The organism is Nostoc sp. (assembly GCF_036916655.1).
In the GTDB taxonomy this organism is placed as follows: domain Bacteria; phylum Cyanobacteriota; class Cyanobacteriia; order Cyanobacteriales; family Nostocaceae; genus Nostoc.
This window is the reverse complement of record NZ_JBALFY010000025.1, coordinates 1-23,288: the sequence shown is the minus strand read 5'-3', so window position 1 is coordinate 23,288 and position 23,288 is coordinate 1. Positions and strand designations below refer to the sequence as shown.

Here is a 23,288-nt window from a genome sequence, read left to right as displayed (position 1 = left end):
TGGGCATCATTACGAATTAAAATATGCTTTTCTCCGCTATTCTTTTTGATCTTGACGGGACTTTGACAGATCCTAAGCTTGGCATCACTGGTTGCATTCAGTATGCGCTCTCTGAACTCGGTTACAGACCACCGGATGCTGATGAATTAGATTGGTGTATTGGCCCACCACTGAAAGATAGCTTTTCGCAATTACTCAATACCTTAGATAGCACAGTAATTGAACAGGCAATTTTACTTTATCGTCATCGCTTTGCAACAATTGGATTATTTGAAAACTCCCTTTATCCCCAAATTCCAGAAGTTTTAAAAGCCATTCGTTTTGCTGGTTATAAAACCTTTGTTGCGACTTCCAAGCCATATATTTATGCGACGCAGATTATTGAATATTTTGGTTTATCGTTGCTTTTTGATGGTATTTATGGTAGTGAACTTGATGGAACGCGGAGCATAAAAGGTGACTTAATTCACCATATTTTATTAACAGAAAAACTTTTACCATCTACTGTGGTGATGGTAGGCGATCGCTCACATGACATCATTGGAGCCAAGCGCCATCAAATCGCCTCAATAGGCGTCACCTATGGCTATGGAACTGAGGAGGAATTGAAAGCTCATGGTGCTGACTTGATTGCCCATTCTCCAAGTGATATTCCCGGACTTATAATTCGTAATTCGTAATTCGTAATTCGTAATTCAAAATAATGCCACCATCTTTAACACTTTTCCATAGCTTGCTGTTGTTTAGTACCGCTTTTATTGCAGGTGGGTTAAACGCTGTAGCAGGTGGTGGAAGTTTTATCACGTTTCCAACTCTCATCTTTACGGGTGTACCTCCGATCGCAGCTAACGCCACCAATAATACTGCAATTTGGGTGGCTGCTCTCGCCAGTGCTGGAGCATATCGTCAAGATTTGGGCATCGAGCGGCGAGATTTTTTAGTTCTATGTGGCGTCAGTTTATTTGGTGGCATGATTGGCTCCATCGCTTTATTGTATACATCGCCAGATATCTTTAAAAAGCTGATTCCCTATCTATTGCTGCTAGCAACAGTTGTTTTTACCTTTGGTGAACCGTTCAAAAAATGGTTGCAGCGTCGAAACCAGAATACATCACCGGAATCTGTACCGTTGTTTAATTTGGCACTGGCTCAACTAGCGATCACCATCTATGGCGGTTTCTTTGGCGCAGGTTTAGGGATTTTAATGCTGGCAACTCTGACATTTTTAGGTATCAAAAGTATTCACAAGATGAATGCTTTCAAGACATTTTTAGGGAGTTGTATCAATGGTATTGCGATCGTTCCATTTATTTTTGCAGGTGTGATCGCTTGGCATCAAGCTATTTTGATGGCAGTCGGTGGCTCTCTTGGTGGTTATTTAAGCGCCCATTATGCCCGTAAACTTGAACCGCACTTAATTAGGAAATTTGTGATGATTGTTGCCTTCAGCATGACTGCCTACTTTTTTATTCACGGTTAAAAACTGGGAACTACTCAGGGGTGATGTATGGAAGCATCAAACAAATCACAAGTCATACTCCGTGCTTTTAGTTCTAGAAATTTTCGCCGGCTCAATTTTTTTTATGCAGCAAATCTCCATCTTCCGCGATCTGGTTCGTCTAAATTTACGTACTGAAGGAGCTTAAAAGAAAAATAGCTCTGACTATTTAAAAGAGTGCATAATCAAGCATAATACCAAAAATTGGTAACAACAATGACTACTATAAATGACCCTACTGTTGTCGCTGAAGTAACTGATTTGTACCTCAAGTATGAAGAAGCCCTTTCTAATAACAATTTGGAGGTGATGGATAGTTTGTTTTGGGATGCACCCGAAGTAGTGCGATTTGGCATCACAGAAAACCTTTATGGCGGCGATGAAGTTCGCAACTTTCGCCAGAATCGACCAAACCCAAAAATAGAGCGAGAAATCTCGAATCTCAAGGTTGTAACCTTTGGGAAAGATGCCGCAACAGTAACTTTAGAATTTCACCGCATTATCAATGGTGTAGAGCGTTTCGGGCGACAAAGCCAGACTTGGTACAAGTTTACCGAAGGCTGGAAGGTGGTTTCAGCCCATGTTTCATTATTACCAGTATGAGTTTTAAAACTATGATCGAAAACGACTCATGATACAGAGCAACTAAATTTATTTATAGGGATCATTAATTTTGAATTTTGAATTCGGAGTGAAGCGACGTGACTAACATTACCGAAATTGCCCCAGATATCTATCGCATCTCAACCTATGACCCAAAAATAGATATGCAATTCATCCAGTTTTTAGTCAAGGATGAAGAACCATTATTATTTCATACGGGTCTAAAAGGGATGTTTCCACTAGTACATGATGCAGTGGCAAAGATTATTGATCCATCACAAATTCGCTGGATTAGCTTTAGCCATTTTGAAGCTGATGAATGTGGCTCGCTAAATGAATGGCTCTCCATTGCGCCAAATGCTCAGACAGTTTGTAGTCCTATAGCAGCCTTTGTGAGCGTAGATGATTTTGCAATCCGTCCATCCAAGATTATGCAACAAGCTGAAGTTTTAAACACTGGTCAATATAGTTTTCAGTTTCACCATACACCACAAGTTCCCCACGGATGGGATGCCGGATTATTCTTTGAAACTACTCATAAGACACTGTTTTGCTCAGACCTTTTCCACCAGTTTGGAGATGTGGAAGCAATAACTGAGTCTGATGTGATTGAACGGTTTCGTCAAACAATCGCCAATTATGAAGCAAGTCCTTTTCCCAATTACATACCATATACAACACATAGCGATCGCATTCTCCAGGAATTAGCAGCCCTTAACCCGCGTACACTGGCAACAATGCACGGTTCAACGTTTGTAGGAGATGGTGAACGTGCATTGCAGGATTTAGCAGTTGTGCTGCGAGAAGTTTTGGTGAAGAAGTAGATATGACAACTTATCCTATCGCCTCTAGTCCATCATTAGTGCAGCAAGCCGAATCCCTAGCTGCACAACTTGAGTTTACCCAATCCTCACTCCCAGAAGTTGGTCGCCTGTTGCACGTTCTCACCAGCCACATCACACAGGGTCAAATTGGCGAGATTGGTAGCGGGTGTGGGGTTGGTGCAGCGTGGATTGTGAGTGCATTACATCCAGATAGTACATTGATTACGATTGAGAGCGATCGCGATCGTGCCAAAGTTGTGCAACAGCTATTTGCAGATAAGTCTAATGTCCGCGCACTTCAAGGCGACTGGCGCGATTTACTCACCTATGCTCCCTTTGATTTGTTATTTGCCGATGGCGGAAAGGCAAAACTCACAGAACCTCAGACATTGATAACTGCTCTCAAACCCGGAGGCTTCATCTTACTAGACGATCTCACACCCGAAGAATACTGGCCACTAAAATGGCACGGACGCACAGATCCAATCAGGGAATTTTGGCTCAAAGATCCTCGGATTACTGCCATAGAAATCCGCGTGACCGCAAAAAATTCAGTGATTCTAGCAACACGCATTCAATGAAATAATTACTGTAAAAAGCAGACAAATAGATGTTTAAATATGGAAAATTCATTTGATTGGATTGTATTAAAATCTAGTTATATAGTAAAAGATAAATGGATTTCAGTACGGTCTGATACTTGCCAAATGCCTAATGGAACAATAGTTGACCCCTATTATGTTCTAGAATACCCAACGTGGGTTAATGTTGTAGCTTTAACCAAAAATCAGGAGGTTGTTTTAGTAGAGCAATATCGCCACGGTCTGAAAAAAACAATTTTAGAATTGCCCAGCGGTGCTGTAGAGGCTGAAGATATGCTACCATTAGAAGCTGCAAAACGCGAATTATTGGAAGAGACTGGTTACACTAGCAATAATTTTATTGAAACTGGTATATTATCACCAAACCCAGCTAATCATAGCAATTTAACCCATTGTTTTTTAGCAACAGATGTAGAATATGTATCTGATTTAAAGTTAGATGTTACAGAACAAATTAATGTCGTTTTGTCGCCGCTAGAGAATTTAATCGAACTTATTGACAATGGTAGATTTCTGCAAACATTACATATTAGTTCATTATTTTTTGCTCTCAAAAAACTTGATAGGTTGTAGTAATATAACTGACTATAATATTTTCAAACTCTGCAATCAGAGAAAGTTCTGGAAAATATAGGTCATAGCGGCGGATTCACTTCACAAGTTTAGCCTCGTTTTCCTGCCCAAAAGCTAATGTATTTACCTCAGCTATTCTTGTGTAGTCTGCCAGAGTTTCATAACGGATGTTAATCATTTTAAAACTAATTCCATAAAAACCCAGTTTGCTCGATATTCTAAAGGGATCTCTGTTTTTTCCAAATACGGCTCGATATCCTGAAAGCCAAATAGACGATAAAGTGCTTGTGCTTCTTTGGCAAAAGGGGCGCTGTCTAAACGTATCTTTGAGTAACCAATGTATGCAGCTTCATTGATGATAGCTTCTAATAAAGACCGACCAATTCCTTTTCTACGAAATTCTGGTTTTACATACATTCTTTTAATTTCGCCAATATCTTCACCAATCTTTCGCAAGCAAGCGCAGCCAGCTATTTTTGATTCGTATTCTCCTAAAAGCAAGCGTCCTGAAGGGGATAGAAATTCGTGCAGTTGAGTCATTTGCTCAAAGAATGTATTAACATCTAAATTGATGCCGAATTGATTGCTAAATATCAACTTAGTCTCATGAAAATATTCCCAGAATACTTCCTGTATATGAGATTTATGTTCGTCAGTTTCTACCTGGATAATTTTAAGCAAAGTTTATGTCTCCACTAAATAATTAAACAAAATAAAAAAGATACAAATATCAATGGTCACTATTCCAGTAATTGATTTAACTGCCTTTACTCATGGCAATACAGTAACTCGGCAAGCTGTTGTCAAACAAATTTATCAAGCTTGTCATGAAATTGGTTTCATGTACTTGAAAAATTTGGGAATATCACAAAACCTAATCAAGGGAGTATTCAATCACAGCAAATATTTCTTTAATTTACCTTTAGAAGTTAAGCAAAAGCAAGCTTGGAGTGATGAATTTAGTAATACGGGTTACGTTGGTATTGAGAGAGAATGTCTTGACCCCAATAAACCAGGCGACTTGAAAGAGGCATTGAATGTAAGCAAACAAGCATCTGTAACGATAGATGCTTCTATTGTCACCTTTTATGATAGTTGCACAGCACTTGCCAACACGATATTACAAGCTTATGCGTTGGCGTTGGAATTGCCAGAAAATTATTTGACTATCAGACACAATCAACAAAATCATACTTTGCGATTATTACATTATCCGCCATTACAAATACCACCCAAACGCGGACAAGTGCGTGCTGGTGAGCATTCCGATTATGGCAGTATTACCTTACTTTTCCAAGATGATATTGGTGGGTTAGAAGTACAGACAGCTTCTAGAGAGTGGATTGCCGCACCTGCAATTCCTGATACTGTAGTAGTCAATACTGGTGATTTAATGCAACGGTGGACAAATGATGTATTTTGCTCAACCAGACATCGAGTGATGATTCCCAGTGATAACAGGGTGAAGCATTCCCGATATTCTATCGCTTTTTTCTGTCATCCTAATGATGATACAGAAATTGCTTGTCTGGAAAGTTGCCAGAAAGAACAATCGCCTATCTATCCCCCTATCCTAGCGGGAGAATATCTTTTAAGTCGTTTGCAAGCAACTTATGGTAATTCGTAATTAAGAAAGACATTTAATATGAAAACCTACGACTGGATTGTGGTTGGCGGTGGAATTACGGGTGCTGCACTCGCTTATGAATTGGCTAAAACTGGCTTTTCTGTACTTTTGTTGGAGCAATACAGCACACCACAGAATGCAACTCGCTATAGTTATGGTGGGCTTGCCTATTGGTCGGGTAGTACACCACTAACTCGGCTATTGTGCGAAGAAGCAATCGCACGTTACCATATCCTAGATCAAGAGTTAGGCGCTGATATCCAATTTCGGGAATTAGATTTATTACTGACTATTTCAGCCGATAACGACCCAGAAACAACTGCGGCATCATATAATCATTTTGCCATTCCTCCTCGTTTACTCAGCGTTCAAGAAGCTTGTGAGTTGGAACCACTGCTAAATCGAGAGGCGATATCTGGGGCTTTAACTGTCAAACACGGTCATATTCACCCAGAAAAAACCGCACAAGCTTACATCCAAGCTTTTGAACGTGCTGGGGGTGAAATGCAGATTTCTCAAGTATTGCAAGTATTACAAGATGGCGTCAAAACCACCACTGCAACTTTTCACAGCGCTAACGTTGTCATTTGTGCAGGTGGACTCAGCCGCCAACTTCTCAAATCTGCTGGTATTCCCATCAAGTTATATTTCACCCACGCAGAAATTATTGAAACCCCACCCGTTGATGTCAAGTTACGCACCTTAATTATGCCAGCTAATCTGCAACGGTTTCAACTAGAAGCTGAATCGACTCAAGTTGATGCATTATGGGATGAACTTGGTAATGAGTTAGTACCACCAATTTTAGATGCGGGTGCAATTCAGTTTCAAGATGGTAGTATCCGCATCGGTCAAATTAGCCGTGCGATCGCAGATCCTCATGCCAAGGTAAACTCAGAGGTAAGCGAAAAATGGTTGCGAAGAAGTGTTGGTGAAATTTTACCAGCATTGGAAAATTTACCAGGGACTTGGCATCACTGCTTAGTAGCATTTGGTAGCAATCAACTCCCCTTAATTGGTGCTATTCCAGGATTTGAGAGCATTCATATTTTCTCTGGGTTTAGCAATCCCCTAGTACTTATACCACCTTTGGCAAAGCGCTTTGCTAATTTTGCAACTGGCCAGGAAGATGAAATTATTACACAAATGCTAATCTAAAATGCCCCGCAATCAAGTCGCAACTCTTAGATACACTGCGCGTAGCAAGCTACGCTCCAATTAAAAATTGCAAGACGTTTGTAGAAGAGAAAGGTTTTGTTTTTCCATAACATATTGCATAGATATAAGCTAATACAAGCCCAAAACCCTCATGTAGAGACGCGATTTATCGCATCTTCTCTAAGCCTATTGAAATATAAGAATCTTTATAAAGTTAACAAAGATTAATATTAAAAAGTTTGTTTTTTATTAAGAAAACAAACCATTTTGTATAGTACGTCACTTTTTAGTAGTAAACTATCGCACTAATATCACACCTTAAAGATTAATATTGTCCCGACGAGTTGGCTGATTCATTAAGAGGAAAATTAATAAAAATATGAAAAGACAATTTAAACGACGCAAGTTTTTAATCTACGGTTCTTTAACTTTTGGAAGCAGCTTTTTTTTGAAAGCTTGCGCGAATAATTCTCCAACTGCTACAGAAAGTCCAGCCGCGCCTCCTGCGGCTTCCCCAGCAGCGGCTACTACTGGTAACACCATCAAAGTAGGCATTTTGCACTCCTTGAGTGGTACGATGGCTATTAGTGAAAAAAGCGTTGTTGATGCTGAAAAATTAGCAATCAAAGAAATTAATGCTACTGGTGGTATATTAGGTAAACAAATTGAAGCAGTTACCGAAGATGGTGCTTCTAACTGGGATACTTTTAGAGAAAAAGCAACCAAACTAATCGATCAAGATAAAGTAGCTGTAGTCTTTGGTTGTTGGACTTCTGCTAGCCGCAAGAACGTTAAGCCAGTATTTGAGAGCAAAAATCACATGCTCTGGTATCCTGTGCAATACGAAGGTCAAGAGTGTTCTAAGAATATTTTCTATACTGGCGCTGCACCAAATCAACAAATTGAACCATCTGTTGATTGGCTGTTAAAAAATAAGGGCAAAGAATTCTTCTTAGTTGGCTCTGACTACGTTTTTCCTCGGACAGCTAATACCATCATTAAAGCTCAACTAGAAGCTTTAGGTGGAAAAACAGTTGGTGAAGATTATTTACCTCTTGGTAATACAGAAGTTACCCCAATTATCACTAAAATCAAGCAAAAATTACCCAATGGTGGCGTGATTTACAACACCTTAAATGGTGATAGTAATGTTGCTTTTTTCAAACAATTAAAAGGGGCTGGATTGACACCAGATAAATATCCCTCTATGTCTGTAAGTATTGCTGAAGAAGAAGTCAAGGCAATTGGTGTAGAGTATCTCAAAGGTCATTATGCAGCTTGGAACTATTTCCAAACAGTAGACACACCTGCTAATAAGAAGTTTGTAGCAGCTTTTAAAAAAGAATACGGTGAAAATCGGGTGACAAATGACCCAATGGAAGCAGCATATATTGCAGTTTATTTGTGGAAGCAAGCAGTAGAAAAAGCTGGTACTACAGACATAGCTAAAGTCAGTGCTGCGGCTTATGGTCAAACTCTAGATGCGCCTGAAGGTAAAGTGACAATGGATGCTAATCATCACATATCTAAAGTTGTGCGAATTGGTCAAGTTAGACAAGATGGTTTATTTGATATTGTCTATGCTACTCCGACAGCAGTTGAACCAGTTCCTTGGAATCAATTTGTGAAAGAAACTAAGGGATTTGCTTGTGATTGGAGTGACCCTGCGAAGGGTGGTAAGTTCAAAAAAACCTAAATAATTCGTAATTAACAATTACGAACTATCAGAAATAAGTAGGGTGTGTTACGGCTTTAGCCTAATGCACCATCTTAGATAACGGTACGTTAGGAGATCATGTAATGTTTTTTGTTAGAGATAATATAGAAATACACGCCTAACATATCCTACGTTAATTCTAAAAACGAGAAACTGATAGATAGGGGAAAAAAGTGTTAGCAGGATTTTTAGAAGCTGTATTTAATGGTATTAGTATTGGCGCTGTATTATTGATTGCCGCGTTGGGACTAGCTATTATATTTGGATTGATGGGCGTCATCAATATGGCGCATGGTGAATTGATGATGTTCGGCGCTTATACAACTTATGTTGTGCAAAATGTTTGCAAACAATTGGGTGGGGTGTGGTTTGAAATCTATATATTTTTAGCTTTGATTATTGCTTTTATATTCACGGCTGCTGTGGGATTAATTTTAGAAAAAGGCGTGATTCGTTATCTCTATGGACGCCCATTAGAAACTCTATTGGCAACTTGGGGAGTAAGTTTAATTTTTCAGCAGTTTGTCCGCAGTGTGAATTGGGTATTGATAATTGGTATAGGCTTATTTTCTCTGTTGTTTTTTGGAGGTTTATGGATTTTAAATTCCCGCACAGATTTAGGAAGAATTCGTAACTGGATTGTAACAGTGATATTTTTATTATCATTGGGGGTGACAATCACAACGGGCAATTTATTGAGTAAGACTTATCAGTTAGCAGTGACTCAACCTTGGTTTGGCGCTCAAAATGTGGATGTAACAGCACCGACTTGGTTACAAGCGGGGATATCTTTAGGTGGTGTGCAATTACCCTTTGCCAGATTATTTATTATTGCTTTAACAATAATCTGTGTGGCAGGAATTTATTTATTTTTACAACGTTCTAGCTGGGGTTTAAGAATTCGGGCGGTGACGCAAAATCGGAGTATGAGCGCTTGTTTGGGTATCCCAACTCAAAAGGTTGATGCAATTACTTTTGCACTGGGTTCTGGTTTAGCTGGTGTGGCGGGATGTGCAATTAGTTTGCTTGGTTCTGTAGGGCCAAATACAGGACAAAACTATATTATTGATACTTTTATGGTTGTTGTGGTTGGGGGTGTGGGCAATTTAGGCGGTACGATTGTGGCTGCTTTGGGAATTGGTACGGCTAATTTTTTAATTGGTTCTGGAACTCTGGCTTTGTTGTTGACTCCTATTAAACCTTTGGCTGATTTGTTTACTTTTTTTGCGACGACGAGTATGGCGAAGGTGATGGTATTTGCGCTAATTATTGTGTTTTTGCAGTGGAAGCCTGGGGGGATTTTTCCGCAGAAGGGACGTACTGTTGATGTTTAACGAACCGCCAAGACGCCAAGGACGCAGAGAATGAGAAGAAAGGGAGGAGGGTTATTAATTGAGGCGGGGGTAGTGATTGCGATCGCACTTTCCCTTATATTTATTATGCCAGTGATACTTTCGGAATTTCGCCTAAATTTGTTGGGGCGATTTTTGTCGCTGGCGATCGCAGCTTTGGGTATTGATTTGATTTGGGGGTATACTGGTTTACTAAGTTTGGGACATGGTATTTTCTTTGGTTTGGGTGGATATGCGATCGCAATGTACCTGAAGCTGCAAGTCCCTGCTGGAGAATTGCCTGATTTCATGGGACTTTATGGGGTTACGGAACTTCCCGCTTTTTGGCAACCTTTTTATTCATTTCCTTTGACAATAGCTTTGGTGGTATTAATTCCGGGGTTATTGGCGGGATTGTTAGGATATTTGGTTTTCCGAAATCGTCTCAAGGGAGTTTATTTTTCCATCTTGACTCAAGCCGGAACCATTGTATTTTTCAACTTCTTTAATGGTCAGCAACAATTTTTCAACGGTACGAATGGACTGATAGATTTTACAACTTTGTTTGGCGCAACGGTGAGCGATGCCAAGACGCAGTTTGTTTTCTACACGCTAACGGTAGTGTTTCTCGCAGCCACCTACGGGATTTGTCGCTGGTTGACAACTGGACGCTTTGGGAGATTGTTGATAGCGATTCGGGATGATGAAAGTCGGGTAAGATTTTCTGGCTATGATCCTACAGATTTTAAGGTGTTGGTGTTCGCAGTTTCAGGTGCGATCGCAGGTATAGCAGGAGCATTTTACACCATTCAAAGTGGTTCTGTCTCACCCAGAGCAATGGATATTGCCTTTTCGATTGAAATGGTGATTTGGGTAGCTGTAGGGGGACGCGCTACTTTAATTGGCGCAATTGTCGGAACTTTGTTAGTAAATTATGCCCGCACTTTTTTAAGCGAACAATTTGCCGAAATCTGGCTATTTTTCCAAGGCGCACTATTTTTGATAGTCGTCACAGTCCTTCCCGACGGTATCGTGGGATGGTTGCGTAGTCAGAATATTTCTCTTTTCCACCGTCGTCAAGAAATTGCTACATATCCCACCTTGGAAGAAGACCCCGAAGTGCAACATGAACGCGAAAATATTGGAAACTGAAAATGTAACTGTTAGTTTTGATGGTTTTAAGGCTTTAAATCAGCTTAATTTTAGTATGGATGTGGGTGAATTACGAGTAGTAATTGGCCCCAACGGTGCGGGAAAGACAACGTTTCTGGATGTGATTACGGGTAAAGTTCAGCCAACCGTTGGGCGAGTTTTATTCAAAGGAAGAAACCTACGTTCTTTACCTGAATATAAAATTGCCCGATTAGGAATTGGACGCAAGTTTCAAACACCCCGGATTTACTTAAATTTAACACCCCGCGAAAATTTAGAAATTACCAGCAACAAGAAAAAAAATGTCTTTTCTACTTTGTTTGAACGTTCTAATACTGTCGAAAGGAATAATATTAAAGGATTATTAGAAACTATCGGTTTAACTCTGAAAGCTGATATAAAAGCAGCTTTACTTTCTCACGGAGAAAAGCAACGTCTAGAAATTGGGATGTTAGTTGCACAGTCTCCAGATTTGTTACTCGTTGATGAACCAGTTGCGGGTTTAACAGACGAAGAAACCTATAACATTGGCGAACTACTTTTAGCACTAGCGCAGAGTCATTCAATTTTAGTAATTGAACATGATATGGAATTCGTGCGTCAAATTGCCAAGAAAGTAACAGTATTACATGAAGGTTCTGTGTTGTGCGAAGGCAATTTTAAGGAAATCCAAAATGACTCTCGTGTTATTGAAGTATATCTGGGGAAATAAGAGGAGTAATTCTTACCTCATGCAGATTAATCTATCATGCTATCCCTTCGTTAGCTTAATCCATACCGTAATTAAGTAATGCCGAAATTTCTGTCTTGTTTCCTTAGAAGAAAAGTGTGTACTGAAAAATTTTGTATATTGCCTAAAAAGAGATGTTATAAATAATTTTTCTATAGATTTATAAAAGTTTAGATAAATATACGGTAATTTACTGGTATATTTTGAACACCAAAAGTTTTATATATTATGCCGACTTTGCCCTGATAACATAGATTTAAAATGCCTTGGGCTAAAGATTTTCAGTTAACTAGACTCAGGTTTTATGTATTTATCATAAATAAGGTAATAGCAATTAATGCAAAAGCAAAAAGGCTCTACTAATCATCAGTTAGAATCTGCTCGCTCCAAAATTCTAAATTCCTACCTGACAACAATTGAAGATAGTTTTCGAGAAAACCTTCCCCAACTCAAACTTATCAATTATGGTACAGGCTCAGGAAAAACTCACCAATTATTTCAAGCAATAAATACAACTATTGAAAAATATACAAATATTCAAATAATCGGCATATATATTGCCCCATTAAGAGAGCATTTATATGTTCCAACATCAATTAAAAGCCAGTATCCAGATATTTCCGTCTATAAATTAAATTCATTAGAAATGAAAACGACGGATGAATATATCAAATTCTACAAAGAAGGTATATCTTCAATCCTTAAAAACCAAGAGTTTTGGCAGATTGTGTCAAAAAAATATCCTCGTGAAAAGATTCAGGAAAATCAACAAAAACTTAAAACAGTAGAAAACGTTATACGCCGTCTTGAGTATATCAAAACAGCAAGTTTTGGAGATGATGAATTTAAGAAGTCTGAAACTACGAAAGCAAGAAGAGAACTGAATAAGTTAGTTGAAAGTTTTTTGGAATTCCTCATTAAATGTGAATTAGGGCAAGAAAATTGGCCAATTGAATGTTTAAAATTAATAGAAATATTTTTTCCCCTCCATCTTCTGCGAGATAAATCTGGCATTTTGATGCTTACGTATGATAAATTTGAAACATCTATACCGTACTTTATCCATACTGATGAAAAATGGGTAAAGAAAAGCAATTATCTTGATCAATACGTTATTCAGCACACAAATAACTCGAAAAAGTTTATTTTTGCCTTTGATGAGCAGGAAGATGGCTATCAAATTATGCTAGATAAAAAGATTGATATCATTTCCCCTCAAAAACTGGCAATCAATAATGCATTATCATCTATCAATAGAGAATTTTCTATTCTCTTTTCTACTCAGAACAATGAAAACAGAGAACTTTTCAATTTTGCTGAAAAGAATAAGGGAGTTTTTAATGAATTCCAAGAACACTTTGAGAAAGACAAACCTATCGACCCAAAGTTGCAAAAGTTCGCTCACATATATAAACGACTTATCTATGAAGAAGGTAACTCTATCAATTTTTTAGAACAGGTAGTAACGATTAAAAAAAGGCTTGAAGAATCAATAAAAGAAATTTTTGGGATTCTCGATGATTACGATCAAAAGAATCCTATTATATTGAGTTTTGAAATGTTATCTAGAGTTTTTTCAAAATTTGAGAACAATAGAAGTTTACTGATTCCTCAAAAGCTTTACAACAAAATCAGTGATGATTTAATGAATATTTTTTCATACAATAACCTATACATCTACAATATCGAACCTTTGAAACAATTGTTTTTAAACAGACCTTCCGGTGGTCATGTTCACATTACTGATGAGGAAGTTTCAGATAAAACCTCTGTAGCAGAATTAATTTATGCCATTCTAGCTGTTAGGTTAGTAATCGAAACCATCAAAGATTTTTTGGCTAATGTTTTGGATGCTGAAGATTCTCAATCTCGTTCTTTAGATATTTGGTCAAAACAGATAGCTAGAGTCCAAAAAGCAAGTGAAGAAAGTATATCGCAAAATCAACTGCTCAAATATTTAAATCGTACTTATGTTTATGAAAGCTCTAAGTCTATCATAAATATCAAAGAAATTTCTCGATATCAAAATCCTAAAAATAATCTTATCGACCATCCACTTAGGGAGATTTCTATTGGTAGTACTGTTATATTGACTTCGCCTGAATACAAGCTAAATTCCATACTAAGTAATAATAGTAATGTGGTTTTTTTGATCTCAGCTACAGGAGGAATTTTTGGTGATTTAAGTACAAGTTATGATCTGCGTTATTTAGAAGATAATTTACGTAATGAGTCTGGTCAAAGTTCATTTAAAGCAATGGTTGAGGAAGAAGTTTTGCTTTGTGAAAAGATTAGAAACCAGCGTGAAGCAAAGCGACAGATAACAGTAAATTTTTTCAAGGATAATTTGTCATCTTTTCCAAATAATAAAACTCAAGAAATTACAGAACGATATGAAAAACGTATTTTAAAAGATTTTAGAGGAGATTTGAAGAATGACGGGACTTGGTTGAGTACTTATAAAATACAAGAACTAAACAATTTTATTCGTTTCTTATTTTATCTTTTTGAAGATGACTCAATTCAAGAAACAATTGCTTTTACTCAAACACTACGCTGGATTAAAAAATTGACCCATTATTGGGGAACCCTTCATCATGATAACTTTGTATTTGAGACATCATTGGATCATCCAAACATATATTATGTCAAGGTTAAGCATAAAAAATATCAGAGTGATATTCGTATTAAAATTATTTTATATGAAGCATCTTTCAATAGCCTTTACAACGAGCAAACAGCTAAAAAAACATATTTAGATGAGCTTATTGAAGAAAACGGTCAGAAAATTTTCTTTATATCGGCTTATCAGTCAGCTTCAAAGGGATTAAATCCTATCATAAAAAACCACAACGCTGATGAAAAAGATTTTGACTCTTTGGTTTTGTTGATGGATAGTTACTACACAATAATGAAACCCTCACTTAATAAGTCACAAAATTCTGAAAAATCTACTACACTTTATCATTTTGCATTAATGAAAAGTATTGTAAGTTTGGGTGAATCTAATCTGGAAATCAAAGATTTCAATAAATACTTGAGCCGACCCGAAGCTGGAGCATTCCGAGATCAGCAGCACCAAATTTTACTAGGCAAACAAGTTTTACAAGCTATTGGTAGAGCGGAGAGACGTGATTTTCCAAACCAAGTGATAAAAATTTTTATTAATGAAGAAACCCGAAAAAACTTAGTCAATTTTTACAGATACTTGGAGCGGGAAGAGTTAAATGAAATTCGTAAATTTTCCGTTAACAACCACAAAGTTTACTTAAATGTTCAAGAGGAGGAGAAGAAACGAGCGATTCATGATTATGAAGATCATGTATATGATGAGATTGATGCTTATCAATATTTCCAAAGTTTTAGAGAAAAAATGTTGGATAAAATTGATAATTTGTATCAAGACAAAAATGCCTTTGCTATTACAAAAGCCTGGGATGCTTTACGTGACCCAATTGTTTTTAAAGACCCAAACAGGTATCTGAAGAAATTACAAGATTTAGGGCTATTTACTGATAATTTTATTGAGTCGTTATTCTATCGAAAACCGGAATATTTGGAATTTACGCCCTATTTAGCTTCAGTGGAAGAGGACGGTAAAAAGTTTCAGATTATCAGCGATAGCATCAATGGAGAAAAAATCTATCCTTATGAGAAGCGGTTATATCCTGAATATTTGAAAACGAATGCCCAAGGCTACGATTTGGAAGGCAAGGAAATTAAATCGTTAGATATCTCGACTGATTTAATCTACAGATTATACAACGATTTGATTCCACAACCAGAAATTTTCAAAATATATATTCCGCGCCCACATTTCTTTTATGATGTATTATATCCATCACTGACTGAAAATTTTACAGAACGCTGGATTCAAGATGTAGTTTTCAAATGCAAAGATTGGAAAACCATAAAACTTAGCTATGGTTTTGAGCCATTGCTAGATTTCAAAAAATATAACAAACTGTATGAACGGTTTGATTTGTACTATATCAAGGATAATACGCTATTTTGTATTGATGTTAAGGCATGGAGTACAGTTTCGGGAAATCGCCTTTCACAAAAGACGCTAGAAAAAACTCAAAATAAGCTAAATAACATTCTTTCAGACTATCCAGAATTTAGTGCAGTAAAGGGTTTACTTCTAAATTTGCACTCAACTCAAGAAAAAAATCACCAATATTCACCAACATTATTCTCTGGAAATTTAATTTACTTTGATAACCATAATTTACCAGTTGAATCAACTATACTCAGAGATTTTTTGTTTTACATGGAGAGATAAATGAAAGATAAGATGACTAAAGCATTATCAGATAAATCACGAACAAACCAGCTACAAATACTAGACACACCAGAAGAAGTTGCTGAAAAAATCTTCCTATATCTCTTTAAGAAAAACAAAGGAATCGAGCATTTTCCTCTTCAATATCAGCTACCCGAAGATGAATCCTCCGAAGATGATGATTCGCGATCTAATTTTTATAAAAAACGGCATAAATTTATTAAACATGAAATTAAAAATCGACTTTCTGGACATGGACTAAAGCCAAATCAATTAGATATTCAATACTTTATTTCCTATGCTGATGGGCAAAACAATGTGTTCTTTTTATCGCCTAATAAAAATCATTCTGGATGGAAACAACTATTTAACAATAATCGAGAAAGAATTTTAAATTTAGTTTTTAAATTTTATCTTCTTTCTCAAGACTTATGAATTGATACCTTGAATGGTTTTGAGGAGTTACTCTTGCTACATTCTAAAAATCTAACCAAATCGAAAGATGCTCTTTTGGTGTGGGGACAGAGTTTGTTAATCAAATATAATTATCATAATGTACTAACATTAAACTTATCTAGAAAAAGTCAAAGATTCTTACCAAAAGATAAATATAACACTATAGATAGTGAGGATCTAGAGGAGTTGTTGGTCTATCAAAAGAAGAAATACTATTTTGAACGTAAGCGCGATGCTCGCCGCCGGAATTCTATTTGTTTTATGCAATTTCCTCAAGACAGCAAAGATTATGACAAGTTCAAAAAGACTCAGCTTTATCATTACCAAAACCTCATCACAAAACTTGAGGGTTTTTTAACTGATTGTGGTATTCTTTTTAAACCTCTTCATTTTCAGACTGATCACTACTTAGAAAACTCTTTTATCAAAAATGTAGAATCAGTAGAATCATTAGAAATTATTAACAATACTGGCGTTAATCTCACTGAGTATAACCAACAATTTCTGAACTTTTTTTTGAAGCAGCATGGAGTATCTCTTGTCACATTTTACAATTTTGGTAAGACTATTAGTACTTATGAACAAGTAGAAGTTGAAGGTGAAGACGAACCTTGCTGGAGAATTTCTGAAGTTGTTACTTGGTCAAATATTGAATTGGATAAGGGAAAAAACTATTTAGTTTTAAATAAGCTTTTGGAGGAAGAAGCCGGTTCAATGGCTTATCGGAGAGATGATGGTCTTTGGTATGCATCGACAAAAATAAATAATAGAGAAGAAGTGGATTTTTATTCACAGTTCAAGAGAAGATTTAACTATTTAGAAACAGGAGAGTTTTTTAGCATACAGGGAATAAATGTACCAGAATTTAGGACTGTCAGAGATGTAAATTCAAAAGCTTGGTCAGTTCTCAATTATACAGATAAAAAAATTAATCTAGATATTCTGCGCCTGGATACCCAGGTTTTTACAAAGGGGGAATTCTTGGATGTAGACGATTCCATTTCCTTCTATCTAAGCAGACAAGAAGATAGTAAACAATGGGAAGATTTTTGCAATCAATACAACATAAAGATTTCACCTGAATTTCAGAAGGTCTTGATCGAACTAGGAATTAAGAACTGGATTAGGCAAAGTCTTGTAAATCCTAGCTTTAGCTTGCCTATAACTCCTCAATCATTTACTGAAAAAGAATTTTTTACTATTTATGTACGCAGTCCGAAAAGCGAAGAAACTAAAGCAGTTGCTATAAGATTTCTTTATAAAGATGGTTGTATATATATTAAAGATATAATACGTGATATACAAGAGATTAAAAGAAGATTTCGATTTTTAAGACAAAAAAATAACTCAGAAAAGTTAATTGACGATCAACAATATTTTGTAGATGAATCTGAGCAGTTATATATTAGTTGTTATATAAATGATTCTTATACACCAATTTTAATTGGACGGAACGGTATTATTGAAGATATTGAAAATGATGAACTAGAAGTTAATCGACAAATTGAAGGTGAAAATAGTCCTAGATTATTACCTTTAGTGTCGTACTATAACGTTGATATTAAACCCATTAACCGAATCAAAAATATGATATGTTTGGATTTGCAGAATGAAACATTTCTTCAATATTATATTCCACCTGCAAAAAGCATCGGTAGAACTATTAAAAGAGGGTTTAGAGTTTATCATCTGATTGGAAAGACGTATTCCAAAAACTCAATTACGACATCTGAAATTATTGAGCATCCCATTACAAGCTTACATTTGAGTACATTAACTCAAAATGTTTTAAAGATCAGTGATAATAGTCAATCGTCTTTGCTACAAAAAGTGGCAAAGGTATTAATTGAAAATTGAGAAATAGATTTACAAAATTTTTGCTGTTTTTGTGGTTATGATATTGAGCTATATCTTAGACATTTCATAACTAACACTCGAATTAATCTGTTAAAAACTTAATCTTTCCACCTTTGTGTGAGAGTTTTATACCTTTATTCATTATAAAATTAATTTTCTAATGCTAAAAATCTCCAACCTAAATGTTTACTACGGCGAAAGCCACATCCTCCGCAATGTAGATTTAACCGTACCATCTGGGCAAATGGTTTGCTTAATTGGACGCAATGGAGTAGGTAAAACAACCCTACTCAAAACCATCATGGGTTTACTCAAACCCCGCAGTGGTACTATTAATTTAGCTGAACAATTAATCAACTCGAAATCACCAGACCAAAGAGCAAAGTTGGGAATTGGTTATGTCCCCCAAGGACGAGAAATTATCCCCCGTTTGACAGTCAAAGAAAATCTGCTGCTGGGGTTGGAAGCTAGAAAAAAACCAGTAAAAAAAGCAGAAATTCCAGAGGAAGTTTTTAGCTTATTTCCGGTGTTAAAAACCATGCTTTCGCGGATGGGTGGTGATTTGAGTGGGGGACAGCAGCAACAATTAGCGATCGCACGTGCTTTAATGGGAGAGCCTCAATTACTCGTCTTAGATGAACCCACTGAAGGTATTCAACCCTCCATTATCCTAGAAATTGAAGCCGCAGTCCGTCGCATCGTCGAAACCACAGGCATTTCAGTTTTATTGGTAGAGCAACATTTACACTTTGTCCGTCAGGCTGATTACTATTACGCTATGCAAAAAGGTGGTATTGTCGCCTCCGGTTCCACAGATGAACTCAGCCAAGATGTAATTCAACGCTTTTTAGCTGTTTAATAAAACAGAATTCAGAAGTCAGGAGTCAGAATGGGCTAAACCTTAGCTATCCGCTAACAGAATTGAAATGTGATTGATGAATAGTGTTGTAGCCTTAGCGAGTATTTTCGAGTCGCGTCTGAAGAAACAGGTTTAAATTCCCCACTTTCTTGTTCTGAATTCTGAATTCTGAATTCTGAATTCTTCAATTTTTGATTTTTCTATATCAATAGTGTCAGAAGTAATCAAGTCTGCGGCTTCTTGTAAAAGCTCATTCTGTTCCTTTTGAATTGCTTCCAAGCGCTGGGAAATTTCTACCAATCTTTGTTGTTTATTTGGTTGAAAACTTTCAGGTGGCAAAGCTGGTATGTTATCAGCTTGTTTAGTACCTGTGATTTGTTGAAAAGTAAAACTCCCAAATTTAGCTAGTGATAAAAAGCTAACTTTAATCAAAGCCTGAAGCAATTTTAACGGAACTTGCAGTATTGACCAGCTAGCTGTTTCAATCAAGCGGACAATTGCTTTGATGATGCTCCAAATGAAAGCGATCGCAAACAGCAAAACCACTATACTAATAATTGGGTGATTAGTCGCCCAACCTAGTATTTGAACTAACTTAAAAAATATCGGGTGTTGTGTTAACCAATCATTTGTAGAAGATGCAATCGCACCTTTTACTGCTCCTGATGTTGTACTCTTAAATTGCTCTGCTGTTTGCCAAGTTTGCTCTAAGCTGGTTGTAAGTGTATCAATTGTTCTATCAGTTGTTGTACTTAAAGACTCTCCAACTCGTTGTACTGAGTTATTTAGAGAGTTAACACTTCCACCCACAAAATCTTTCACATTTTGCAAGCGTTGTAAAACTCCATTAGGTAAATGTATATCTATTTGAGATACCATAGAACATTTCACCAAGGTTGAAATCTAACCATAGAGGTATACCAAAACTTCCAGGAGAAATTTGATTGCTTTTCAAATCTCTCTAACTCGAAGCACTGGTATAAAACCGCAACGCAAACCGCCAAAACCAAGTAGAAGCAAAAAACAACAACATTGCTAATATTGCCGCACCTATCAACCAGCTAATTTCACTCCGGCCTAACAGCACTTCGGCTGGTACAGTAGTTAAAAAAGCTACTGGCATCACAAAGGTGAAGAAAAAGCGGTAAGCAGTGGGATATGCAGCAATGGGATACCGCCCAGCTTCCAACAAACCACGCAGTACTTCGGTAGCGTTGTATATCTTTACGAACCAAATACTTGTTGCTCCCAGCATAAACCACAGGCTGTACAAAATCACTAAGCTGAACAATAACGGCAACAAACCAAGTAGATAGCCGTCTATTCCTACACCGAGGCGTTTACCTGCATAGCCAATGATAATACCACCAAAAATTAGATCCGGCAGTCCCCAAGGTGAAAGGGTATGAGTGGAAAGCCAAAACTGACTGCGAATAGGTTTTAATAAAATAAAGTCTAAAGTGCCTTCCTGCACATAACGGACAATACGATTTAAGTTCGACGACAGAAAAGTAGCAGAAAATCCTTGGAGTAAGGTAAAAATTCCTAAAACCACTAAAGCTGCTTCCCATGTCCAGCCACTAAAAGTGTATCCAGTCCGGTAAAACAAGAATAGTCCAAAGAGGCTGCCAGCAAGATTTCCCAAGCTGCTGAGGGCAGCTATAAAAAAATTAATTCGATATTCCAATTCTGTGGCGATCGCAGTACTCCAAAATAGTCTTAGTACTTTCAAATATCTTTGCATCTTGCACCTGTACCATGAAATATGTCATTTCTTATGATATTTTTTAAGTTCACACAATAACTTTATGTAAATTTAATATTACTTTTTATTCAGGAAAATTGCTAAACGTTAAGATATTTTAGGCTTATTTGTTTAACGGTAAAAGATTTTATGCATTTAGATTTACAAGACCTAATTACAAAAATTGGTTATTTTGGGGTATGGGCAATCATCTTTGCCGAATCCGGCTTGCTAATTGGTTTTTTTCTCCCAGGAGATAGTTTGCTATTTACTGCTGGATTTCTCGCATCTTCTCCGATATCAGGGTTTAACATTTGGGTTTTGGTTTTTGGTGCTTTTGTTTGTGCAGTCCTTGGTGATAATGTTGGCTACGCTACAGGACACAGATTTGGCAGAAAATTATTTCAGAAAGAAGATTCATGGTTTTTTCATAAAAAACACTTGGTAAAAACCCAAGATTTTTATGAGAAGCATGGCAAGAAAACGCTAGTTTTGGCAAGGTTTACACCGATTATTCGCACCTTTGCGCCGATTGTGGCTGGACTGGGTTCGATGCATTACCGAACATTTATGTCTTACAACTTAATCGGCGGATTATTGTGGACATTCGGCATCACCTTTTTAGGGTTTTTCTTAGGAAAATCTCTGCCAGCTGAACAGGTAGATAAGTATTTGTTACCGATTATTGGATTAATTATAGTTATTTCTTTATTACCATCGATTATCCATGTAATTCAAGAAAGTCGAGCAAATAAAAGTTAAAGTCCTCTTGGTACTTCTAGAAAGATAAATTAATTATCCGGTCTTAAGCAGATTGCCGCATAAAGAAAATATGGCGTAGGGTATAGGGCAAAGTCTTTAGTCTGCCAAAATACTACTTAGGGAGAATGACACGCAAACCCCAGGAGCTAATAATACTCTGATGATTTTCTCAAACATCAATCTCTATCTGTTCCTAGAAAATTTCCTCTTTTTCTTAATTGCCACACTTTTGATTGTGGTTATCAATTGGGGGTGGAAAGACACAAAACCTTATACTCTACCTTTACCCTTTCCCGATTGGTATAAGATATGGTTTGGCTCAGTGCAACTGCTAGGAGGATTACTGCCACTAGTGTTTATGCTATTGTGGGGTGTTTGGTGGGGCGATCGCACTGTGTTAACTGTGCTTGGTTGGTATTTTATCGTATTAGGGTTGCAAATTATCTCAGAAAGAGTGACCCTCAGACAGTTGCAAAATGTTGTATGGGTGATGGTTCCTTATATATATCTCCCTTACCGCTTCTGGCAATTGTATGAGGGTTTGACAATTTTGGATTCTCAAAGCGAGTTGCTGTGGGTACGATATTTATTGATTTTTGAATTAGTGCTGTGGATTGTTAACTACGCCATCGATGTATCTCAATTGCCACGGCTGTTTCGCTGGGAAGTACAATCTAACTCTGATGCTAGCTAGGGATTAATCGCAGAATTAGCCATTTTTATTAGAGAAGTGCGATCGCCTGCTTTTAACCCAACAACATATTGCACACCCTGTTGTCTCCAAGTCAAGGTAGCATCTGAGCAATTAGCACCACAAGCAAAATCTACAAAATAGCCAGTGATACCCTTAGCTAGAGATACAGGTTTACCATTCAGACGGAGTGTTTTGCGGGTTACAGCTTCAGCCGAAAGCACACCCAAACGGCAAGCAGTTCCACCACTACAGTCGGGACTAAAACCCAGTAGAATATCATAATTATTTTTTGTAGCGGCTTCTATAATTGCGTAAATTCGATTTTCCCCATCCGACTCAGGAATAAACTTCGGTAATAAAATCTTAATTTGAGTCTTTTGCTTTAATTTAGGCAGAATAGATTTAAAAACCGGATGTGGCTGGGTTTTACTCTGCTGTGCTATCAATTGGGACTGCTTGTCGATATTAGCTATAGCTGACTCGTGCAAGTTGCTAACGCCGACTAATAAAAATACGCCACACACCGCACTAGTATTTCTAAAGCTGAAAATCATCTTTGAAAACCTATTTCATCTGAAGTACTTATTTGTAATACCCATTTTGAGTATCAAATTAAGTAGGCAGGCACAAATAAATATAACTATGTAACGAAAAGTAAAAGTGGTGGGTGAAAACCTTGTGATTGCGTCACTCCACTTCGTTGCGTTCGCAATGACATAGTTATAACCCACATTCCGCACCCAGAACTGTCACACCCCAAAGAAACGAATCTATTTAGTACATCCGAACTAATGATTGAGAAAATTGACTAGAATT

The 23,288-nt window shown here is 37.1% G+C and carries 22 protein-coding genes; 18 read left to right on the top strand and 4 right to left on the bottom strand.

Annotated elements, in window-relative coordinates:
• Window positions 1–23 precede the first annotated feature (23 nt).
• From V7L31_RS07175 to V7L31_RS07150, 6 genes are all read left to right on the top strand, one after another.
• Window positions 24–680 carry an HAD family hydrolase gene (locus tag V7L31_RS07175; RefSeq protein ID WP_334695603.1) on the top strand — a complete coding sequence of 219 codons (657 nt, stop codon included), beginning with the start codon at window positions 24–26 and terminating at the stop codon, window positions 678–680.
• Window positions 681–703: 23 nt separating this feature from the next.
• The gene (locus V7L31_RS07170; RefSeq protein WP_334695602.1) at window positions 704–1,480 is read left to right on the top strand and encodes a sulfite exporter TauE/SafE family protein; all 777 of its coding nucleotides are present in this window, start codon (window positions 704–706) and stop codon (window positions 1,478–1,480) included.
• A gap of 234 nt (window positions 1,481–1,714) precedes the next feature.
• Window positions 1,715–2,101 carry an oxalurate catabolism protein HpxZ gene (hpxZ, locus tag V7L31_RS07165; RefSeq protein WP_334695601.1) on the top strand — a complete coding sequence of 129 codons (387 nt, stop codon included), beginning with the start codon at window positions 1,715–1,717 and terminating at the stop codon, window positions 2,099–2,101.
• Window positions 2,102–2,199: 98 nt separating this feature from the next.
• Window positions 2,200–2,925 carry a hypothetical protein gene (locus tag V7L31_RS07160; protein WP_334695600.1) on the top strand — a complete coding sequence of 242 codons (726 nt, stop codon included), beginning with the start codon at window positions 2,200–2,202 and terminating at the stop codon, window positions 2,923–2,925.
• A 2-nt stretch (window positions 2,926–2,927) separates the two neighbouring features.
• Window positions 2,928–3,506 carry an O-methyltransferase gene (locus V7L31_RS07155; RefSeq protein ID WP_334695599.1) on the top strand — a complete coding sequence of 193 codons (579 nt, stop codon included), beginning with the start codon at window positions 2,928–2,930 and terminating at the stop codon, window positions 3,504–3,506.
• A gap of 39 nt (window positions 3,507–3,545) precedes the next feature.
• Window positions 3,546–4,100 (top strand): NUDIX hydrolase, encoded by a 555-nt coding sequence (locus V7L31_RS07150; RefSeq protein WP_334695598.1) that lies wholly within the window; start codon window positions 3,546–3,548, stop codon window positions 4,098–4,100.
• A 174-nt stretch (window positions 4,101–4,274) separates the two neighbouring features.
• Here the strand turns inward: V7L31_RS07150 and V7L31_RS07145 are convergent, their stop codons facing one another.
• Window positions 4,275–4,781 (bottom strand): GNAT family N-acetyltransferase, encoded by a 507-nt coding sequence (locus V7L31_RS07145; protein WP_334695597.1) that lies wholly within the window; start codon window positions 4,779–4,781, stop codon window positions 4,275–4,277.
• A gap of 52 nt (window positions 4,782–4,833) precedes the next feature.
• Here V7L31_RS07145 and V7L31_RS07140 point away from each other — a divergent pair, with 52 nt between their 5' ends.
• The 10 genes from V7L31_RS07140 (at window position 4,834) to urtE (ending at window position 19,272) form a co-directional block, all read left to right on the top strand.
• Window positions 4,834–5,727, top strand: a complete 894-nt coding sequence (locus tag V7L31_RS07140) for an isopenicillin N synthase family dioxygenase (protein ID WP_334695596.1) — start codon at window positions 4,834–4,836, stop codon at window positions 5,725–5,727.
• Window positions 5,728–5,745: 18 nt separating this feature from the next.
• Complete coding sequence (locus V7L31_RS07135; protein ID WP_334695595.1) at window positions 5,746–6,885, top strand: NAD(P)/FAD-dependent oxidoreductase; 1,140 nt, start codon at window positions 5,746–5,748, stop codon at window positions 6,883–6,885.
• A 379-nt stretch (window positions 6,886–7,264) separates the two neighbouring features.
• Complete coding sequence (gene urtA / locus V7L31_RS07130; RefSeq protein WP_334695594.1) at window positions 7,265–8,581, top strand: urea ABC transporter substrate-binding protein; 1,317 nt, start codon at window positions 7,265–7,267, stop codon at window positions 8,579–8,581.
• 194 nt (window positions 8,582–8,775) lie between these two features.
• Entirely contained in the window at window positions 8,776–9,936 is a 1,161-nt protein-coding gene (locus tag V7L31_RS07125) for an ABC transporter permease subunit (RefSeq protein ID WP_334695593.1), read from the top strand.
• Window positions 9,937–9,966: 30 nt separating this feature from the next.
• Window positions 9,967–11,085, top strand: a complete 1,119-nt coding sequence (urtC, locus tag V7L31_RS07120) for an urea ABC transporter permease subunit UrtC (RefSeq protein WP_334695592.1) — start codon at window positions 9,967–9,969, stop codon at window positions 11,083–11,085.
• Complete coding sequence (gene urtD, locus V7L31_RS07115) at window positions 11,060–11,797, top strand: urea ABC transporter ATP-binding protein UrtD (RefSeq protein ID WP_334695591.1); 738 nt, start codon at window positions 11,060–11,062, stop codon at window positions 11,795–11,797. The genes urtC and urtD overlap by 26 nt, the downstream gene beginning before the upstream one ends.
• 355 nt (window positions 11,798–12,152) lie before the next feature.
• Window positions 12,153–16,100 (top strand): hypothetical protein, encoded by a 3,948-nt coding sequence (locus tag V7L31_RS07110; RefSeq protein ID WP_334695590.1) that lies wholly within the window; start codon window positions 12,153–12,155, stop codon window positions 16,098–16,100.
• Window positions 16,101–16,535 carry a hypothetical protein gene (locus tag V7L31_RS07105; RefSeq protein WP_334695589.1) on the top strand — a complete coding sequence of 145 codons (435 nt, stop codon included), beginning with the start codon at window positions 16,101–16,103 and terminating at the stop codon, window positions 16,533–16,535.
• 33 nt (window positions 16,536–16,568) lie between these two features.
• A complete protein-coding gene (locus tag V7L31_RS07100; RefSeq protein WP_334695588.1) occupies window positions 16,569–18,413 on the top strand; it encodes a hypothetical protein in 1,845 nt (614 codons plus the stop codon).
• A 160-nt stretch (window positions 18,414–18,573) separates the two neighbouring features.
• A complete protein-coding gene (gene urtE, locus V7L31_RS07095) occupies window positions 18,574–19,272 on the top strand; it encodes an urea ABC transporter ATP-binding subunit UrtE (protein ID WP_334695587.1) in 699 nt (232 codons plus the stop codon).
• Window positions 19,273–19,404: 132 nt separating this feature from the next.
• On the opposite strand, the gene V7L31_RS07090 is transcribed toward urtE, so the two are convergent.
• Both V7L31_RS07090 and V7L31_RS07085 read right to left on the bottom strand, forming a co-directional pair.
• Complete coding sequence (locus tag V7L31_RS07090) at window positions 19,405–20,151, bottom strand: hypothetical protein (RefSeq protein ID WP_334695586.1); 747 nt, start codon at window positions 20,149–20,151, stop codon at window positions 19,405–19,407.
• Window positions 20,152–20,233: 82 nt separating this feature from the next.
• Complete coding sequence (locus tag V7L31_RS07085) at window positions 20,234–21,016, bottom strand: ABC transporter permease (RefSeq protein ID WP_334695585.1); 783 nt, start codon at window positions 21,014–21,016, stop codon at window positions 20,234–20,236.
• Window positions 21,017–21,166: 150 nt separating this feature from the next.
• Between V7L31_RS07085 and V7L31_RS07080 the strand changes: the two genes are divergently transcribed.
• Both V7L31_RS07080 and V7L31_RS07075 read left to right on the top strand, forming a co-directional pair.
• Window positions 21,167–21,778: a DedA family protein gene (locus V7L31_RS07080; protein ID WP_334695584.1), complete on the top strand. Its 612-nt coding sequence runs from the start codon at window positions 21,167–21,169 to the stop codon at window positions 21,776–21,778.
• A gap of 160 nt (window positions 21,779–21,938) precedes the next feature.
• Entirely contained in the window at window positions 21,939–22,472 is a 534-nt protein-coding gene (locus V7L31_RS07075; protein WP_334695583.1) for a hypothetical protein, read from the top strand.
• Here the strand turns inward: V7L31_RS07075 and V7L31_RS07070 are convergent.
• A complete protein-coding gene (locus V7L31_RS07070) occupies window positions 22,469–23,026 on the bottom strand; it encodes a hypothetical protein (RefSeq protein ID WP_334695582.1) in 558 nt (185 codons plus the stop codon). The two genes, V7L31_RS07075 and V7L31_RS07070, sit on opposite strands and share 4 nt — an antisense overlap.
• Between the last annotated feature and the right edge of the window lie 262 nt (window positions 23,027–23,288).

What these genes read in the sequence shown, in the direction of transcription:
- urtD (WP_334695591.1), top strand. Translation starts at nt 11,060, where the DNA reads ATGAACGCGAAAATATTGGAAACTGAAAATGTAACTGTTAGTTTTGAT.
- V7L31_RS07075 (WP_334695583.1), top strand. Translation starts at nt 21,939, where the DNA reads ATGATTTTCTCAAACATCAATCTCTATCTGTTCCTAGAAAATTTCCTC.
- urtA (WP_334695594.1), top strand. Translation starts at nt 7,265, where the DNA reads ATGAAAAGACAATTTAAACGACGCAAGTTTTTAATCTACGGTTCTTTA.
- urtC (WP_334695592.1), top strand. Translation starts at nt 9,967, where the DNA reads ATGAGAAGAAAGGGAGGAGGGTTATTAATTGAGGCGGGGGTAGTGATT.
- V7L31_RS07110 (WP_334695590.1), top strand. Translation starts at nt 12,153, where the DNA reads ATGCAAAAGCAAAAAGGCTCTACTAATCATCAGTTAGAATCTGCTCGC.
- V7L31_RS07105 (WP_334695589.1), top strand. Translation starts at nt 16,101, where the DNA reads ATGAAAGATAAGATGACTAAAGCATTATCAGATAAATCACGAACAAAC.
- V7L31_RS07150 (WP_334695598.1), top strand. Translation starts at nt 3,546, where the DNA reads ATGGAAAATTCATTTGATTGGATTGTATTAAAATCTAGTTATATAGTA.
- hpxZ (WP_334695601.1), top strand. Translation starts at nt 1,715, where the DNA reads ATGACTACTATAAATGACCCTACTGTTGTCGCTGAAGTAACTGATTTG.
- V7L31_RS07135 (WP_334695595.1), top strand. Translation starts at nt 5,746, where the DNA reads ATGAAAACCTACGACTGGATTGTGGTTGGCGGTGGAATTACGGGTGCT.
- urtE (WP_334695587.1), top strand. Translation starts at nt 18,574, where the DNA reads ATGCTAAAAATCTCCAACCTAAATGTTTACTACGGCGAAAGCCACATC.
- V7L31_RS07070 (WP_334695582.1), bottom strand. Translation starts at nt 23,026, where the DNA reads ATGATTTTCAGCTTTAGAAATACTAGTGCGGTGTGTGGCGTATTTTTA.
- V7L31_RS07090 (WP_334695586.1), bottom strand. Translation starts at nt 20,151, where the DNA reads ATGGTATCTCAAATAGATATACATTTACCTAATGGAGTTTTACAACGC.
- V7L31_RS07175 (WP_334695603.1), top strand. Translation starts at nt 24, where the DNA reads ATGCTTTTCTCCGCTATTCTTTTTGATCTTGACGGGACTTTGACAGAT.
- V7L31_RS07080 (WP_334695584.1), top strand. Translation starts at nt 21,167, where the DNA reads ATGCATTTAGATTTACAAGACCTAATTACAAAAATTGGTTATTTTGGG.
- V7L31_RS07155 (WP_334695599.1), top strand. Translation starts at nt 2,928, where the DNA reads ATGACAACTTATCCTATCGCCTCTAGTCCATCATTAGTGCAGCAAGCC.
- V7L31_RS07170 (WP_334695602.1), top strand. Translation starts at nt 704, where the DNA reads ATGCCACCATCTTTAACACTTTTCCATAGCTTGCTGTTGTTTAGTACC.
- V7L31_RS07085 (WP_334695585.1), bottom strand. Translation starts at nt 21,016, where the DNA reads ATGCAAAGATATTTGAAAGTACTAAGACTATTTTGGAGTACTGCGATC.
- V7L31_RS07140 (WP_334695596.1), top strand. Translation starts at nt 4,834, where the DNA reads ATGGTCACTATTCCAGTAATTGATTTAACTGCCTTTACTCATGGCAAT.